13 protein-coding genes are annotated in these 16,741 nt (G+C 66.5%); 6 read left to right on the top strand and 7 right to left on the bottom strand.

Translation table 11 applies throughout. From position 1 onward, the window contains the following. Position 1 precedes the first annotated feature (1 nt). The 6 genes from JHD82_RS09385 to JHD82_RS09410 all read left to right on the top strand — a co-directional run bounded on the left by JHD82_RS09385 (position 2) and on the right by JHD82_RS09410 (position 9,854). The gene (locus tag JHD82_RS09385; protein WP_063327208.1) at positions 2-1,765 is read left to right on the top strand and encodes a PAS domain-containing sensor histidine kinase; all 1,764 of its coding nucleotides are present in this window, start codon (positions 2-4) and stop codon (positions 1,763-1,765) included. Further along, the gene (locus tag JHD82_RS09390) at positions 1,765-3,312 is read left to right on the top strand and encodes a sigma-54 dependent transcriptional regulator (protein WP_199136160.1); all 1,548 of its coding nucleotides are present in this window, start codon (positions 1,765-1,767) and stop codon (positions 3,310-3,312) included. Before JHD82_RS09385 ends, JHD82_RS09390 begins: the two co-directional genes overlap by 1 nt. Continuing rightward, positions 3,299-3,934, top strand: a complete 636-nt coding sequence (gene ampD / locus JHD82_RS09395) for a 1,6-anhydro-N-acetylmuramyl-L-alanine amidase AmpD (protein WP_199136162.1) — start codon at positions 3,299-3,301, stop codon at positions 3,932-3,934. The genes JHD82_RS09390 and ampD overlap by 14 nt, the downstream gene beginning before the upstream one ends. Before the next feature lie 530 nt (positions 3,935-4,464). Continuing rightward, on the top strand, positions 4,465-7,386 hold the full coding sequence (locus JHD82_RS09400) for a ribonucleoside-diphosphate reductase subunit alpha (RefSeq protein WP_199136164.1): 2,922 nt from the start codon (positions 4,465-4,467) through the stop codon (positions 7,384-7,386). Positions 7,387-7,592: 206 nt separating this feature from the next. After that, positions 7,593-8,684, top strand: a complete 1,092-nt coding sequence (locus tag JHD82_RS09405; protein WP_012203430.1) for a ribonucleotide-diphosphate reductase subunit beta — start codon at positions 7,593-7,595, stop codon at positions 8,682-8,684. 177 nt (positions 8,685-8,861) lie between these two features. Beyond that, positions 8,862-9,854: a hypothetical protein gene (locus JHD82_RS09410; protein ID WP_199136166.1), complete on the top strand. Its 993-nt coding sequence runs from the start codon at positions 8,862-8,864 to the stop codon at positions 9,852-9,854. 182 nt (positions 9,855-10,036) lie between these two features. On the opposite strand, the gene JHD82_RS09415 is transcribed toward JHD82_RS09410, so the two are convergent. From JHD82_RS09415 to JHD82_RS09445, 7 genes are all read right to left on the bottom strand, one after another. Then, positions 10,037-10,939: a carbohydrate kinase family protein gene (locus JHD82_RS09415; RefSeq protein ID WP_199136168.1), complete on the bottom strand. Its 903-nt coding sequence runs from the start codon at positions 10,937-10,939 to the stop codon at positions 10,037-10,039. A 35-nt stretch (positions 10,940-10,974) separates the two neighbouring features. Next, on the bottom strand, positions 10,975-12,375 hold the full coding sequence (locus JHD82_RS09420) for a DUF3426 domain-containing protein (protein ID WP_199136170.1): 1,401 nt from the start codon (positions 12,373-12,375) through the stop codon (positions 10,975-10,977). Positions 12,376-12,450: 75 nt separating this feature from the next. Further along, on the bottom strand, positions 12,451-13,341 hold the full coding sequence (gene prmA / locus JHD82_RS09425) for a 50S ribosomal protein L11 methyltransferase (protein ID WP_012203426.1): 891 nt from the start codon (positions 13,339-13,341) through the stop codon (positions 12,451-12,453). 84 nt (positions 13,342-13,425) lie between these two features. Then, positions 13,426-14,790 carry an acetyl-CoA carboxylase biotin carboxylase subunit gene (gene accC / locus JHD82_RS09430; protein WP_012203425.1) on the bottom strand — a complete coding sequence of 455 codons (1,365 nt, stop codon included), beginning with the start codon at positions 14,788-14,790 and terminating at the stop codon, positions 13,426-13,428. A gap of 132 nt (positions 14,791-14,922) precedes the next feature. After that, positions 14,923-15,387 carry an acetyl-CoA carboxylase biotin carboxyl carrier protein gene (gene accB / locus JHD82_RS09435; RefSeq protein ID WP_012203424.1) on the bottom strand — a complete coding sequence of 155 codons (465 nt, stop codon included), beginning with the start codon at positions 15,385-15,387 and terminating at the stop codon, positions 14,923-14,925. Positions 15,388-15,532: 145 nt separating this feature from the next. Continuing rightward, positions 15,533-16,033 carry a TlpA disulfide reductase family protein gene (locus JHD82_RS09440; protein ID WP_034390512.1) on the bottom strand — a complete coding sequence of 167 codons (501 nt, stop codon included), beginning with the start codon at positions 16,031-16,033 and terminating at the stop codon, positions 15,533-15,535. 46 nt (positions 16,034-16,079) lie between these two features. Then, positions 16,080-16,688: a hypothetical protein gene (locus JHD82_RS09445; RefSeq protein ID WP_013804096.1), complete on the bottom strand. Its 609-nt coding sequence runs from the start codon at positions 16,686-16,688 to the stop codon at positions 16,080-16,082. Between the last annotated feature and the right edge of the window lie 53 nt (positions 16,689-16,741).

Here is a 16,741-nt window from a genome sequence, read left to right on the forward strand (position 1 = left end):
CATGCAGGACGCGGTCCCCCCCCAGCCACCCACCATCGACGAGGCCGCGGCGCAGTCGCCGCACGACGCCAACGCCCCCTTTGTCCGGCTATGGCAGGGCTTCCTGACCGGCCGCGTGCTCATCGCCACTGCGCTTTTGCTGCTGCAGCTGGCGCTGCTCAGCGTGCAGCCTGGCGGCAATTCCCTGGTCTGGCTGGTCTGCCTGGGCTACCTGGGGCTGACGCTGCTGCTGCGGCTGACGGCACGCGCCCAGCCGCCCTCGCCCCGCGCCGGCGTGCACTGGCTGCCCGTGATCGGCGTGGACATCGCGGTCATCTGCCTGCTGCAAATGCTGCAGACCGGGCCGCTGAACTACTCGGCCCTGCTGGCCATTCCCATCCTGATCTCGGCCGTGCTGGGCAATCTGACCCTGGCCCTGGCCACCACGGCCAGCGTCACGCTGCTGACCCTGGGCTGGGTGGCATGGCAGGACGTGGCTGGCCGCATAGAAAGCACCCAGGCCTACTACCAGGCCAGCTTTGCCTGCGCAGGCTATTTCGCGGTGGCCTATCTGACGCACGAACTGGCACGCCGCGTGCGGCGCGAGCGCCACCTGGCCCAGCACAGCAGCCGCAAGGCCCAGACGCAGGAACAGGTCAATGCCCTGGTGATCCGCCACCTGGGCGAAGGCGTGCTGGTGGTCGATCCCCAGTTCCGCGTGCAGCAGGCCAACCCGGCCGCGCTGCACCTGCTGGGGCTGGCCGACGCGCATGCCCTGCCCTTCGCCCTCAAGGAGCATTCCGGCTGGCAGCGGCTGCAGGACGCCGTGGCCCAGAGCTTTGCCCAGAACCTGCCCATCTCGGCCGCCATCCATCTGCAGTCCATCGGCCAGGAAGGCATGACGGGCCTGCACCTGCGCACCTGGCTGACCGAGGTCGCCACCCCATCCGACGCCGCCGACGCGGCCGAGCCCGCACTGCTGCAGCAGCTGTGCGTGGTCTTTCTGCACGACCTGCGCGAGATGGAGGCGCGGCTGCGCACGGAAAAGCTGGCGTCCATGGGCCGCATGTCGGCCGCCGTGGCCCACGAGATCCGCAATCCGCTGGCCGCCATCACCCAGGCCAATGCCCTGCTGGCCGAGGATCTGGCACAGGACCCGGCCCAGCAGCAGCTGTGCCGCATCGTGGGCCAGAATGCCGAGCGCCTGGCACGCATCGTCGAGGACGTACTCAACATCGCCCGGGCCCAGCAGCACATTGGCGAGGCGCATGCCGGCCTGCTGGCCCTGGACCAGCATGTGGCCCAGGTTTGCCAGGAATGGCAGGCCCAGGGCCAGCCCGCGCACAGCATCCAGCTCCTGCTCGACGCCAGGGACAAGACCGTGGTGTTCGATGGCGAGCATCTGCGCCGCATCCTGGTGAACCTGCTGGACAATGCCCGGCGCTACCGCAGCAACGCCCACGAGCCACACACGCTGCAGGTGCTGACCGGCGCGCCGGCCGGCGGCCAGATCTGGCTACAGGTCTGGAGCGATGGCGCCGCGCTGGAGCCCACGGTCCAGCGCCATCTGTTCGAGCCCTTCTTCTCTTCGGAAAGCCGCTCCAGCGGCCTGGGCCTGTATATCTGCCGCGAGCTGTGCCAGCGCTACGATGCCAGCATCAGCTACCAGCGGCTGTCGCGGCCCACGCCGCACGGCCCTGTCGAGGGCAATGCCTTCAGCATCGTGTTCCGTGCCGGCCCGGCCTCGGCCCTGCCGGCCTCCCTGTTTGATCAGATTGTGGTGTGATGCCTTTGAACTCCCTGCCCGCTGCCGCATCGATCCTTGTCGTGGACGACGAGCCGGATCTGCGCACCCTCTATGAACTGACCCTTCTGCGTGAAGGCTACCGCGTGGAAACCGCCGCCAGCGTGGGCGAGGCGCGCGAGCAACTGCAGACCCAGCGCTTCGACGTGGTCATCACCGACATGCGCCTGCCCGACGGCATGGGCATGGAGCTGCTGCAGGACCTGCGCAGCCAGCAGCGGCGCGAGCGCTGCGTGGTCATGACGGCCTACGGCTCCGCCGAGAACGCCGTCGAGGCCCTGCGCTCAGGCGCCTTCGACTACCTGACCAAGCCCGTGGACCTCAAGCAGTTCCGCCTGGTCGTGGCCTCTGCCGCCCAGGGTGTGGGCGGTGTGCCGGCCCCGGGCGTGATGCCGGCGCGCAGCCCTTCGGCCGCTCCCGCCGCCAGCCCGGTGCTCAACGGCAGCGGCGCACTGGATGCCATGGTGGGCGACTCCCCCGCCATGCAGGCCGTCAAGCAGCGCATTGCCAAGGTGGCCCGCGGCATGGCGCCGGTGCTGGTGCATGGCGAGTCGGGCACGGGCAAGGAGCTGGTGGCCCGCGCGCTGCATGCCTGCAGCCAGCGCGCCCATGGCCCCATGGTGGCCGTGAACTGCGGTGCCATTCCCGAAAACCTGCTGGAGGCCGAGTTCTTCGGCGCGCGCAAGGGCTCCTATACCGGCGCCACCCAGGACCGCGACGGCTACTTCCAGGCTGCGCGCGGCGGCACCTTGTTTCTGGACGAGATCGGCGACCTGCCCCTGGCCATGCAGGCCAAGCTGCTGCGCGCCATCCAGGAGCGCCGCGTGCGCCCCCTGGGCTCCGCACAGGAGGAAGCGGCCGATGTACGCATCGTCAGCGCCACCCACCGCGACCTGGCTGCCGATGTGCGGCAGGGGCGCTTCCGGCAGGACCTGTACTACCGCCTCAATGTCATCGAGGTACTGCTGCCCCCGCTGCGCGAGCGCCGCGAAGACCTGCCTGCCCTGTGCCGCGCCCTGCTGGCACGGCTGTCGCAGGAATCCGGCCTGCCCATGCCCGAGATCGACGAGCTTTCAGTGCAGCAGATCGCCCGCCTGCCCCTGCCCGGCAATGTGCGTGAACTGGAGAACCTGCTGCACCGCGCCATCACGCTGGGCGAGGACGGGCCGCTGCGCATAGATCCCGAGATGCAGCTGCCCTGCGGCACTCCGCCTGCACCGCCCGCACCGCCCGCATCCGCCTCGCCCTCTCCTTCGCTCTCGCCTTCGCGCCCCGTGCCGCCAGGCGGCCCGCTATCGCCAGAGCCAGCCGATGCCGAGCTGCCCCGTGACCTGCAGGCCTGGCTGGACGAGCGCGAGCGCGGCATCCTGGTGCAGGCGCTGCAGGAAAACGGCTTCAACCGCACGGCCACCGCCGCGCGCCTGGGGCTGAGCCTGCGCCAGATCCGCTACCGCATCGACCGGCTGAACATCGCCCTGCCCGGCGATGCCAGCGCCGAGGCGGACGGAGGCGGCCATGGCGAGTCCTGATCCACAGGCGCAAGCCACCCAGGCCCCGGCCTGGACCTGGCAAGGCGGCTGGCTGCAGCAGGCCCGCCACCTGCCCTCGCCCAACTTTGGCGAGCGCCCGGCCCAGGCGCTGATCGATCTGGTCGTCGTGCACTCCATCAGCCTGCCCCCGGGCGAGTACGGCACGGGTGCGGTCCAGCAACTGTTCACCAACAAGCTCGACTGGGACGCCCATCCTTACTACCAGGGGATACGCGGCCTGGAGGTGTCGGCGCATTTCTTCATCACGCGCCAGGGCGAGGTCTGGCAGTTTGTGGACTGCGATGCGCGCGCCTGGCATGCAGGCGCTTCCTGCTGGCGGGGCCGCGACCGCTGCAACGACGACTCCATCGGCATAGAACTCGAAGGCCTGGAGGGCCTGCGGTTCGAGCCGGCCCAGTACGCGGCGCTCGATGCCCTGTGCAACGCCATCGCGGCGCGCTACCCCGTGGCCCATCTCGCAGGCCATGAGCACATCGCGCCGGGCCGCAAATGCGATCCGGGCGCAGGCTTCGACTGGCACCGGCTGCGCGGGCTGCTGGCCCATCACCCCGCCACGGCGAACTGGCAGTTGCCGCCCGGCGCGGGCCAGCCCTCCACGTAAGCGCACACCCTCATCGCAGGCACCGCCAGGTCTTGCGCAAAATCCCGCTTGTCCACAGGCAGAGGACAAAGGCTCTGTCAATCCAGAAAGCAACCGATGTGGCGCGCCGGGCGCACGCACCGACTGCCTGATCATTTTTTACAAATTCACGCATGTGTCGCAGCCCCACTGTCCATGGGGCTTTCAGCGGTCCGACCGGCGCAGGGCCAAGGCTGCCGCGGCTTGCGACGGGCCATCGCCCGCAAGCCACGGCGCAGCGGGCCTTTGCTGCTACTGGCTTGTATGTTGCGCACCCGTTTGGCGCAGCGCAAACAGCGGTTTTCCGGCCGTGAGTACCCCGTGTACATGAGACGGCGATACACTACAGGTAGTGCCTGAGAGCACGCCGGACACCATATCTAGTGTTCAAAAGCTGTGCACACCCTGTGAAAACGGTGTGCACATCCGGCCATCGATTCCATCTCCCAGCAAGCCTGCCCCCAGTGCAGGTCCGCGTCCGTTCTATCCACAAACACCCGTTGAGGAAACTCATGCAAGAAGCACTGAATTCTTTGGCTCCCGCTGCGCACGGTGATGCTGCCAATCCTTCCTCCGCCCATCACCTGTCCGTGCAGGACGGCTACCAGATCATCCGCCGCAGCGGCGATGTGGTGCCCTTCACGCCGCAAAAGATCGCCGTCGCGCTGACCAAGGCCTTCCTGGCCGTGCGCGGTGCCCAAGGTGCGGCCTCCGCCAGCGTGCGCGAGACCGTGGACGAGCTGACCCAGGCCGTGGTTCGCGCACTGCTGCGCTCGCGTCCGGGCGGCGGCACCTTCCATATTGAAGATGTGCAGGACCAGGTCGAACTGGGCCTGATGCGCGGCGGCCACCACGACGTGGCACGCGCCTACGTGCTGTACCGCGACCGCCGCAACCAGGAACGTGCCGAGCAAAAGAAGGCCGCCGAGGCCGCAGCGGCCGCCGCCGCCGCACCGGCGCCCGTGCTGCATGTGACCGACAACGGCCAGCGCGTGCCGCTGGACCAGGCCCGCCTGCTGGCGCTGATCGAGGCGTCCTGCCGCAACCTCAACGCCGATATCCAGGCCGCCCCCATCGTCGCCGAGACGCTGCGCAACCTGTACGACGGCGTGCCGATCGAAGAAGTCTTCAAGGCCTCCATCCTGGCCGCTCGCACGCTGATCGAAAAAGACCCCGACTACACCTACGTCACCGCCCGCCTGCTGCTGCACACGATCGTGCGCGAGGTCATGGGCCGCGACGTGCAGCCGGCCGACATCCAGGCGGCCTACGCAGAGTACTTCCCCGGCTTCATCCGCAAGGGCGTGGACAACGAGCTGCTCAACCCCGAGCTGCTGAACTACGACCTGCCCCGCCTGGCTGCCGCCATCAAGGCCGAGCGCGACGAGCAGTTCGACTACCTGGGCCTGCAGACCCTGTACGACCGCTACTTCCTGCACGTGCGCAAGACGCGCATCGAGCTGCCCCAGTCCTTCTTCATGCGCGTGGCCATGGGCCTGGCGCTGCAGGAAGAGGACCGCAATGCACGCGCCATCGAGTTCTACGAACTGCTGTCGTCCTTCGACTTCATGAGCAGCACGCCCACGCTGTTCAACAGCGGCACGCTGCGCTCGCAGCTGTCTTCCTGCTACCTGACCACGGTGCCCGACGATCTGGACGGCATCTATGAGTCCATCAAGGAAAACGCCCTGCTGTCCAAGTTCGCCGGCGGCCTGGGCAACGACTGGACGCGCGTGCGCGCCCTGGGTTCGCGCATCAAGGGCACGAACGGCGAGTCGCAGGGCGTGGTGCCCTTCCTCAAGGTGGTCAACGACACGGCCGTGGCCGTGAACCAGGGCGGCAAGCGCAAGGGCGCCGTCTGCACCTACCTGGAGACCTGGCACCTGGACATCGAGGAATTCCTCGAACTGCGCAAGAACACCGGCGACGACCGCCGCCGCACGCACGACATGAACACGGCGAACTGGATTCCCGACCTGTTCATGAAGCGCGTCATGGAAAAGGGCCACTGGACCCTGTTCTCGCCCTCCGATGTCGGCGACCTGCACGACCTCTTCGGCGCCGCCTTCGAGCACGCCTACAAGGCCTACGAAACCAAGGCCGACAACGGCGAACTCAAGCTGTTCAAGCGCATCCCGGCCATGGACCTGTGGCGCAAGATGCTGTCCATGCTGTTCGAGACCGGCCACCCCTGGGTCACCTTCAAGGACCCCTGCAACGTGCGCTCGCCCCAGCAGCACGCCGGCGTGGTGCACTCGTCCAACCTGTGCACCGAGATCACGCTGAACACCAGCGACACCGAGACCGCCGTCTGCAACCTGGGCTCGGTCAACCTGGCGCGCCACATCGTCGATGGCGCCATCGACCACGGCAAGCTGCGCAAGACCATCACCACGGCCATGCGCATGCTGGACAACGTGATCGACATCAACTACTACGCCGTGCAGAAGGCCAAGGACTCCAACCTGCGCCACCGCCCCGTGGGCCTGGGCCTGATGGGCTTCCAGGATGCGCTCTATGAAATGCGCATCGCCTACGCCAGCGACGCGGCCGTCGAGTTCGCCGACCAGTCGATGGAAGCCATCTGCTACTACGCCTACTGGGCCTCCACCGAGCTGGCCAAGGAACGCGGCCAGTACTCCAGCTACAAGGGCTCGCTGTGGGACCAGGGCATCCTGCCGCTGGACACGCTGAACCTGCTGGAGAAGGCACGCGGCGGCTATGTGGAAGTGGACCGCTCCTCGCGCCTGGACTGGGATGCCCTGCGCGCCAAGATCGGCCAGCACGGCATGCGCAACTCCAACTGCGTGGCCATCGCGCCCACGGCGACCATCTCCAACATCGTCGGCGTCGATGCCTCCATCGAGCCCTCGTTCGGCAACCTGTCGGTCAAGTCCAACCTGTCCGGCGAGTTCACCGTCATCAACCAGTACCTGGTGCGTGACCTGAAGCGCCTGGGCCTGTGGGACGACGTGATGGTCATGGACCTCAAGCACTTCGACGGCTCGCTGCGCCCCATCGACCGCGTGCCCCAGGACGTCAAGAGCCTGTACGCCACCGCCTTCGAGGTCGAGCCCACCTGGCTGGTCGAGGCCGCTGCGCGCCGCCAGAAGTGGATCGACCAAGCCCAGAGCCTGAACATCTACATGGCCGGTGCATCGGGCAAGAAGCTGGACGACACCTACAAGCTGGCCTGGCTGCGCGGTCTGAAGACCACCTACTACCTGCGCACCACCAGCGCCACCAACATCGAGAAGTCCACGGTGCAAAGCCGCGTGCTCAACGCCGTGCCCTCGGCCGCCGCCGCACAGCCTGCCGCCGTGAACACCTCCAGCGCCCTGGAAGCCGCGGCAGCCGCCGCGCGCGCCCAGGCACCGGCGACGGACATCAAGTTCTGCGCCATCGACGATCCCGGCTGCGAAGCCTGCCAGTAAGCCGCGCAGCGCGGGGCCTCGCCACGGCGCAGGCCCCGCGCCCTGCCCGCCAGCCAGCGCCATGCGCAGGATCTTCGCCATGGACCTTGGGCCTGCTCAACACGCCAGGCCACCCATGGTCCTACATTGACCGGAGCAGAAAGAGAGGACTCTTTCGCACCGAATGAACTGAACATATGCCCCAGGGCATGCCGGAGAAAATTGCAATGCTGACCTTTGACGACGACGCCACCCTCTCGAACACGCCCAGCGGCGCGGAGGCTGCGCCGAGCACCACACACAAGCGCGTGAATGCCGCCGACAAGCGCATCATCAATGCCAAGACCGACGTCAATCAGCTGGTGCCGTTCAAGTACAAGTGGGCCTGGGAAAAGTACCTGGCCACCTGCGCCAACCACTGGATGCCGCAGGAAGTGAACATGAACCGCGACATCGCCCTGTGGAAGGACCCCAACGGCCTGACCGAGGACGAGCGCCGCATCATCAAGCGCAACCTGGGCTTCTTCGTGACGGCCGATTCGCTGGCCGCCAACAACATCGTGCTGGGCACCTACCGCCACATCACGGCGCCCGAATGCCGCCAGTTCCTGCTGCGCCAGGCCTTCGAGGAAGCCATCCACACCCACGCCTACCAGTACATCGTGGAGTCGCTGGGCCTGGATGAGGGCGAGATCTTCAACGCCTATCTCGAAGTCCCCTCCATCCGCGACAAGGACGAATTCCTGATCCCCTTCATCGAAGCGATCATGGACCCCGCCTTCAAGACCGGCACCTTCGAAACCGACCAGACCCTGCTCAAGTCGCTGATCGTTTTCGCCTGCCTGATGGAGGGCCTGTTCTTCTACGTGGGCTTCACGCAGATCCTTGCGCTGGGCCGCCAAAACAAGATGACCGGCGCCGCCGAGCAGTACCAATACATCCTGCGCGACGAGTCCATGCACTGCAACTTCGGCATCGACCTGATCAACCAGCTCAAGCTCGAAAATCCACAGCTGTGGACACCCGAATTCAAGGAAGAAATCACGGCGCTTTTCGTCAAGGCCGTCGAGCTGGAATACCGCTACGCAGAGGACACCATGCCGCGCGGCGTGCTCGGAATGAACGCATCGATGTTCAAGGGCTACCTGCGCTACATCGCCAACCGCCGCGCCACGCAGATCGGCCTTGAGGCCCTGTTCCCCAACGAGGAAAACCCGTTCCCCTGGATGAGCGAGATGATCGATTTGAAGAAGGAACGTAACTTCTTTGAGACACGCGTCATCGAGTATCAAACCGGCGGCGCACTTTCCTGGGATTAATCGCTTCTCTGCAGGCACAATGCGAACCATGACGCGCTTCACGCTTTTGCAATACCGATGGTGTTGCGGCGTGGGGCGTCTCCGTGTTCATTGCGATGCGTCACTCCACATCGCTTTGGATCGCTTCGGAGCCCCGTACCCCGAAGTGTTTTGTGCAAATCAACGAAGGAGAAGATGATGGCAACTGCGAAGAAGACGGCCTCCACCAAGGCCCCCACCGACAAGAAAACCACTGCCAAAAAGGCGGCTGCTCCCAAGGCTGAAACCGTGAAGAAAACCACGGCCACTGCCAAGGCAGCACCCGTCAAGAAGGCTGCTGCACCTGCTGTGAAGAAGGCTGCAGCTCCTGCTGCCAAGAAGGCTGCTGCACCTGCTGCCAAGAAGGCTGCTGCACCTGCTGCCAAGAAGGCTGCCGCTCCTGCCAAGAAGGCTGCTGCTCCTGCTGCGAAGAAGGCTGCCGCTCCTGCCAAGAAGGCTGCTGCTCCTGCTGCGAAGAAGGCTGCCGCTCCCGCCAAGAAGGCTGCTGCTCCTGCTGCGAAGAAGGCTGCCGCTCCCGCCAAGAAGGCTGCTGCTCCTGCTGCGAAGAAGGCTGCCGCTCCTGCCAAGAAGGCTGCTGCTCCTGCTGCAAAGAAGGCTGCCGCTCCCGCCAAGAAGGCTGCTGCTCCTGCCAAGAAGGCTGCTGCTCCTGCTGCAAAGAAGGCTGCCGCTCCCGCCAAGAAGGCTGCTGCACCTGCTGCCAAGAAGGCTGCCGCTCCCGCCAAGAAGGCTGCTGCACCTGCCGCAAAGAAGGCCGCTGCTCCTGCCAAGAAGGCTGCTGCTCCTGCTGCCAAGAAGGCCGCTGCTCCCGCTGCCACAAAGGCTGCTGCACCTGCCGCGAAGAAGGCCGCTGCTCCCGCCAAGAAGGCTGCCGCTCCTGCTGCTGCCAAGAATGCTGCCAAGAAGCCCGCTGCAGCTGCCAAGCCTGCCGCAGCGCCCGCCAAGGCCGCAGCAGCTCCTGCCGCTCCCGCCAAGAAGGCTGCAGCCCCGAAGAAGGCCGCTGCCCCCAAGAAGGCCGCAGCAGCTCCCGCCGCTGCCGCGCCTGCAGCTCCCGCTGCCGCACCCGCGCCCATCGCGCAAACCCGCCTGGCTCCCCAAGCCGCATGGCCCTTCCCCACAGGCAACAAGCCCTGAGACTTTTCCGGTCTCAAAGCAAAAAGCCCGGCTCTTTGGAGTCGGGCTTTTTTCATCGCCGGGCCGCCCCAAGATGAAAAGTGCCCCCTCGGGGGGCAGCGGTCCTTGCGCAGCGAGGCAAGCGTGGGGGCCATCTTTCATTGTGAAGACGGCGGCTGCGCCGCCGCCTGGCGATCCCGGCTTCAGGGCTGGGCGAAGTCCAGCACGTAGTTCTGCGGGCCACGGCTGGCAATCTTGAGCGCGCCCAGGCGGTTGCCCAGTTCGGCGCAACGCACCAGGTCCCAGCCACGCTCCAGGCCGAACAGCATGGCGCCACGCCATGCGTCGCCACATCCCGTGGGATCGACCACGGCGGCGGGCTGCACCGGCGCCACCAGGGTCTTGGCGCCTTGCACCCAGACCTCGCAGCCCTCTGCCCCCAGCGTCACCACCAGGCCTTGCACCTGCCTGGAAATCTGCTCCAGGCTCCAGCCCGTGCGCTCGCTGAGCATGCGGGCCTCGTAGTCGTTCACGGCCACCCAGTCAGCCTGCTCGATGAAGCTGCGCAGCTCCTGGCCATCGAACATGGGCAGGCCCTGGCCCGGATCGAACACAAAGGGAATGCCGGCCGCCTTGAACTGCTGGGCATGCTCGAGCATGGCCTGGCGGCCATCGGGCGCGATGATGCCCACGCGCACCTGCTCCTTGAGCTCTGGCGTGATGCGGTTGCCGTGGGCCTGCATCATGGCGCCCGGGTGGAAGGCCGTGATCTGGTTGTTGTCACGGTCCGTCATGATCATGCACTGGGCCGTGTGCGTGTCCTGCAGCTGGCCGATGTGCGCGGTCTGCACGCCCAGTTCGTCGAGGCGCTGCACATAGTCGGCGCCGTCGCTGCCCACCATGGCCATGGGCCAGGCATCGCCGCCCAGCAAGCGCAGGGCGTAGGCGATGTTGCCGGCGCAGCCGCCGAAATCGCGGCGCAGCGTGGGCACCAGGAAGGACACATTGAGGATGTGCAACTGGTCAGGCAGGATCTGGTCGGCAAACCTTCCCTCGAAGGTCATGATGTTGTCGAACGCAAGCGATCCGCAGATGAGAGCGGCCATGGTGTGTCTCGGCTTTCTTGAAAAGTCAGGGGGATTCAGGGATAAAAAACCAGGGCGCGATAGCCGGCCACGGCCGCCTCCAGGCCTTGCACTTCGACCGGGGCCGTCACGCTCCACTCGCCATGGCCCTCGATCTGCGCGGGCGCGCCGAACTGGTCAAGCCGGATCACGCGCCGCAGCAGCAGCTTGTCCTGGGCATCGGTGAGCGTGAGTTCGACAGCGGGCATGGCCACGGGGAAGTCGGAACGGTTCTCCAGGCTCAGGCTCCACTGGTACTGGCCGCTGCGCGGCAACTGCCGAAAGCCCGAACTGCCGATCACCACGTCGCCGATCTGGCGGCGTGGCTGCAGCTCGCAGCCCGCCATGGCGCACAGGGCCTGCAGCGCGGGCGCCAGCGAAGGATGCTGCACGGCCAGCGCATCGCGCTGGCCCCACATGACCTGGCCTGCCAAGGCGCCCACGCCCAGCAGGCTGCCCAGCACAAGCGCCACGCGCACAGCAGGCCGGCGCCAGAAGGCCTTGCGCCGCGCCTGGCGCACAAAGCCGGGCTCGGCCTCGGGCAGCGCGGCCGCAGCCTCACCGCTGCCTTCGCCATCGCTGTCCGGCCAGCGGGAGAACTCCGGCGAAGGCACGGAGGCCTGCGCCTGCGGCTCCGATTCCCGCAGCAGGCCGGTTGGCACGGACGGCGCAGGCGCATCGGACGACTTGTCGGATGGCTTGTCGGATGGCTTATGGGGCCGTGTGAACGGCGCGCCTTCCTCATCCTTTGCCGGTGCGGGCACAGGAGCCGCAGTGTCAGGCTCGGGGCCGAGCAGGCCGTCAACGGCCTGCTCGGCCTGCTCGGCCTGGGCGGCGGGCGGGGACTTCGGCGCTGCCCGGGACGCAGCCAGGATCTCGTCCACCAGCGACGCTCCAGGCAGCGCGCTGCCCGACTCTTCGGCGGCGCTGGCGGAGGGGTCCTTCGCGGTCACGGGGGACGGAGGCGGAGCCTCAGGAGTCGGCATCTCGGCCGGCGGCATGGACGGCGAAGGCTCGGCCCTGGCAGCCGCAGCCGTGGTTGCGGTGGATACCGCAGGTGCGGCAGGTGCAACAGGTGCGGCAGGCACAGAGGGTGCAACAGATGCAGCAGGCCCCGATGCGCCCCGCCCCGGCAATCCGCTCGGCGCCGTCGGCAGCCACATGGATTCCCTGAATTCGCGGATGTCATCGTCCTCGAATTCGGCCGGGTTGTGCGATGCCCCGCCGGCCACCGGAGTGCCGGCCACCGAGGTGCCGGCCGCGTTCACAGGTGCCGTGGGCAGGGGCTGCAGATCCTCGGAGGCATCGAACACTTCATGGCAGACGCCGCAGCGCACCCACCCCTGCGAAATTCGCAGCTGGTCGGCCACCACTTTGAAGCGGGTTCCACAGGCAGGACAGCGGGTGACTTGGCTCATCAGCGATCGATTGTAGGCAGCTGCTCGCGGCCCGCGCCACGAAGGCGGCAGCCGCGCGGGGACTCGGGCCGGAAATCAGGCCGCGCGGCGCGCGGTCATCAGTATCCAGCCATCTTCGCTGTCGGCCACTTCCAGCGCCAGGTACGGCGCATAGGCTTCCTTGAGCTCGTCGGCCTGGCGCTCCAGGATACCGGCCAGCACCAGACTTCCACCTGCTGCCACGCGACCGCACAGCAGCGGCGCCAGCACCTTGAGCGGCGTGGCCAGGATGTTGGCCAGCACGGTGCGGTACTCGCCGTTGCCGGCATCGGGCAGGCCCGCCTTCAGTTGCACGGCGTTGGCATCGGCGTTGTAGCGCGTGGACTCCACGGCTGCCGGGTCGATGTCCACCGCGTCGATGTCGGTGGCACCGAACTTGGCCGCGCCAATGGCCAGGATGCCCGAGCCGCAGCCGTAGTCCAGCGTGCGGCCAAGACTGCCTTGCGGCTGGCGGGCGATCCAGCGCAGGCACATGCGCGTGGTCGGGTGCGTGCCCGTGCCAAAGGCCAGGCCCGGGTCCAGGCGGATGCTCACGCGCGCCTCGGGCGGCAGCTCGTGCCAGGTGGGAACAATCCAGAATTCGGGCGTGATGTCCACCGGGGCGAACTGCGACTGCGTCAGGCGCACCCAGTCCTGCTCCGGCACCTGCTTGACGGCGATGATGCTGCAGCCCTCGAAGAAGTCCTGGGGCAGCAGCAGATCACGCGCCTCTTCGGCCGCTTGCTGCGAGGGGAACAGCGCCACCAGGCGGCTGCGCTGCCAGCCGTCCTTGGGCGGCGGCATGCCGGGCTCGCCGAACAGGGCTTGCTCGGCCTCGGTCTGCGCGTCGGCATCCTCCACCGATACGCTCAGGGCGTCCAGCGCATCCAGCGCATCGCTGACGGTCTCAACCCGGTCTTCCGGGCACAGCAGGCTCAACTCGAACATGGGCCCATCCTTTTCTATGCAATAAATGAAAATGCTGGCCGCCGTCGCCGGGGGCCAGCATGCAGGGTCAATCAGGCGACCTGCTCAACGCTTGTTGGCGTTGCGGTGCGCCAGCCACTCTTCCAGGTAATGGATGTTGGTGCCGCCTTCCATGAACTTGGCGTCCACCATCAGATCCTGATGCAGCGGGATATTGGTCTTGATGCCTTCGACCACGGTCTCCAGCAGCGCCGTGCGCATGCGCGCCAGCGCCTGCTCGCGCGTGTCGCCGTGGACGATGATCTTGCCGATCATGGAGTCGTAGTTCGGCGGCACGAAGTAGTTGTTGTAGACGTGCGAGTCCACGCGCACGCCGGGGCCACCGGGGGCATGCCACATGGTGATGCGGCCCGGCGACGGCATGAAGTTGTAGGGATCCTCGGCATTCACGCGGCACTCGATCGCATGGCCCTTGAGCTGGGCATTGATCTGGCGCTGGGTGAAGGGCAGCTTCTCGCCTGCGGCCACCATGATCTGGGTGCGCACGATGTCCACGCCCGTGATCAGTTCGGTCACCGGATGCTCCACCTGCACGCGGGTGTTCATCTCGATGAAGTAGAACTCGCCGTTTTCAAAGAGGAACTCGAAGGTGCCGGCGCCACGGTAGCCCAGCTTCTTGCAGGCAGCGGCGCAGCGCTCGCCGATCTTCTCGACCAGGCGGCGCGGAATGCCCGGAGCCGGTGCTTCCTCGATGACCTTCTGGTGGCGGCGCTGCATGGAGCAGTCGCGCTCGCCCAGGTAGACCGCGTTGCGGTGGTTGTCCGCCAGGATCTGGATTTCCACATGGCGCGGGTTCTGCAGGAACTTTTCCATGTAGACGGCAGGATTGCCGAAGGCCGCACCGGCCTCGGCCTTGGTCATCTGCACGGCATTGATCAGCGCCGCCTCGGTATGCACCACGCGCATGCCACGGCCACCGCCGCCGCCTGCGGCCTTGATGATCACCGGATAGCCCACGGCCTTGGCGATGCGGCGGATCTGCACGGGATCGTCAGGCAGCTCGCCATCCGAGCCGGGCACGCAGGGGACGCCCGCCTTGATCATGGCCTGCTTGGCCGAGACCTTGTCACCCATGGTGCGGATGTTCTCGGGCGTGGGGCCGATGAAGGTGAAACCGCTCTTTTCCACGCGCTCGGCAAAGTCGGCGTTCTCGCTGAGAAAGCCGTAGCCGGGGTGGATGGCCTCGGCGTCGGTCACCTCGGCGGCCGAGATGATGGCCGGCATGTTGAGGTAGCTCAGCGGCGAAGGCGCGGGGCCGATGCACACGGCCTCATCGGCCAGCTTGACGTACTTTGCGTCACGGTCGGCCTCGGAATACACCATCACCGCCTTGATGCCCAGTTCACGGCAGGCGCGCTGGATGCGCAGGGCAATCTCGCCCCGGTTGGCAACCAAAATTTTCTTAAACATGAAGGTCCTCGCGACTTGGTGCCTGCGCCGGTACGCAGGCCGAAGCCGTCAGTTGAGCCAATTGCTCTGTCGCGCCGCGGCATGCGTTCGCGCCAGGGCGTCGTGCCGCTTGCGGCATCGCTCGCCTGCAGGTTACTCGATCACGAACAGGGGCTGGCCGTACTCTACCGCCTGGCCGTTTTCGCCCAGGATGCGCGTGATCGTGCCGCTCTTGTCGGCTTCGATCTCGTTGAGAATCTTCATCGCCTCGATGATGCAGATGGTCTCGCCTTCCTTGACCTGGTTGCCCACTTCCACGAAGGGCTTGCCGCCAGGGCTGGAGGCGCGGTAGAAGGTGCCGACCATGGGCGACTTCACCACGTGGCCGGAGACGGCTGCCTCGGCCGGTGCCGCCACGGGCGCTGCGGGGGCAGCGGCGACGGGTGCCGCCATCGGCGCGGCCATGGGAGCCTGCATGGGCGCTGCCACATAGTGCTGCACCACGGCGCCTTCGCTCTTGACGATCCGGACCTTGCCCTCTGCTTCGGTGATCTCCAGTTCCGACACGTTCGATTCGGACACCAGATCAATGAGGGTCTTGAGTTTTCGCAAATCCATGGGAGCTCCAGCGGCTAACAACTAAATAGGGCGCGAATTTACTCCAATTTCGCCCTTCTGCGTGCTTTGAGGCATATTTTTCATCAACGTCGCCATGGAATTCAGGGCATTTCCTGAGCTTTCACAGCTTCGACGATGCGAAAAATCAGCCTTTTGCGCTCCAGGAAGCCAGATCTTCGGTAGTAAGCTCACCTATTTTACGTTGCTGCACCATGCCATCTTCGCCGAGCAGCACGGTGAAGGGCAGTCCGCCCTGCAGATTGCCCAGCGAGCGGGTCAGGCCCAGACCGCCTTCCACCGCCAGCGCCACAGGGAAACGCAGGGGTGTGCGACCCAGGAAGCGCTGCACGGCCTCCGGCTTGTCCACGGCCAGGCCAATGACCTGAATACCATGTTGGTTTTGGCGCGCCGAGAAGGCATCGAGCATGGGCAGCTCGCGCACGCAGGGCGGGCACCAGGTGGCCCAGAAATTGACCAGCACCGGCTTGCCGCGCCAGCGCGACAGCGTCATGGCCGAGCCATCGGGCGTGATGAAGCGCTGCTGCCACAGCTGCTCTTCGGCACTGGCATCCATGGCGTGCGGCTGAAAACGCCACCACGCAAACCCTGCCCCACCCAGGCCCGCGGCGGCGGCAACGCCGCCCATCAGCCAACGGCGGCGGGAAGATGTGTTTTGCCCTGCATCCACTGAATCAGCCACGGTCGGCCTCCTCTTCATCCTGATCCAACAGCCTGCGCAGCGCCTCGGCGCTGCCGCGCGGGCTGCGCCCCTGGCCGTCGGGCTTGAGTGCGCCACGCAGATCATCATGGTCATACACCAGCAGATGCACGCCCACGGACTCGTTCAAAGGGCGGCAGAAGGCGTGGATGCTCAAGGCCTCCACGGCCTGCCCCGTAAAGCCGGTGACGGTGCTGGGCTCGTACTCCACATGCTGGTTGATCAGCGCGATCTCGGCCGACTTGGGGTCGTCGCAGAACAGCTGCAGGTAAATATCGGACAGGCGGGTGGCTGTGCCGCGCCAGACGGCGCCGGCCAGATGGGGCCGGAACTCGGCCAGGCGGTCCATCCATTGCAGGGCCAGTTCGCGCAGGGCCTGCAGTTCCTGGGGCTGGGTGTCGGCGCAGAACAGGGCAATGTATTCGCGCACGGCCTCTTCCACCAGGTCGTTACCCGGCAGCGCGGTGCGCGCGGGCAGCCCCAGTTGGCGAAGTGCGCGGTGCTTGGCAGCCCCCCATTCCAGCCCTTCCTCGACCACGAGGCGGGCCGCGGTCTGGGCAATTTCGGCAGTGGCTTGGTCCATGGCTTTCCGATCCGCTGTATCCCTACATATATATAAGAGGCCTTCCCTGCGGA

Source organism: Delftia sp. ASV31, from assembly GCF_016428765.1.
Classification (GTDB): domain Bacteria; phylum Pseudomonadota; class Gammaproteobacteria; order Burkholderiales; family Burkholderiaceae_C; genus Comamonas; species Comamonas acidovorans.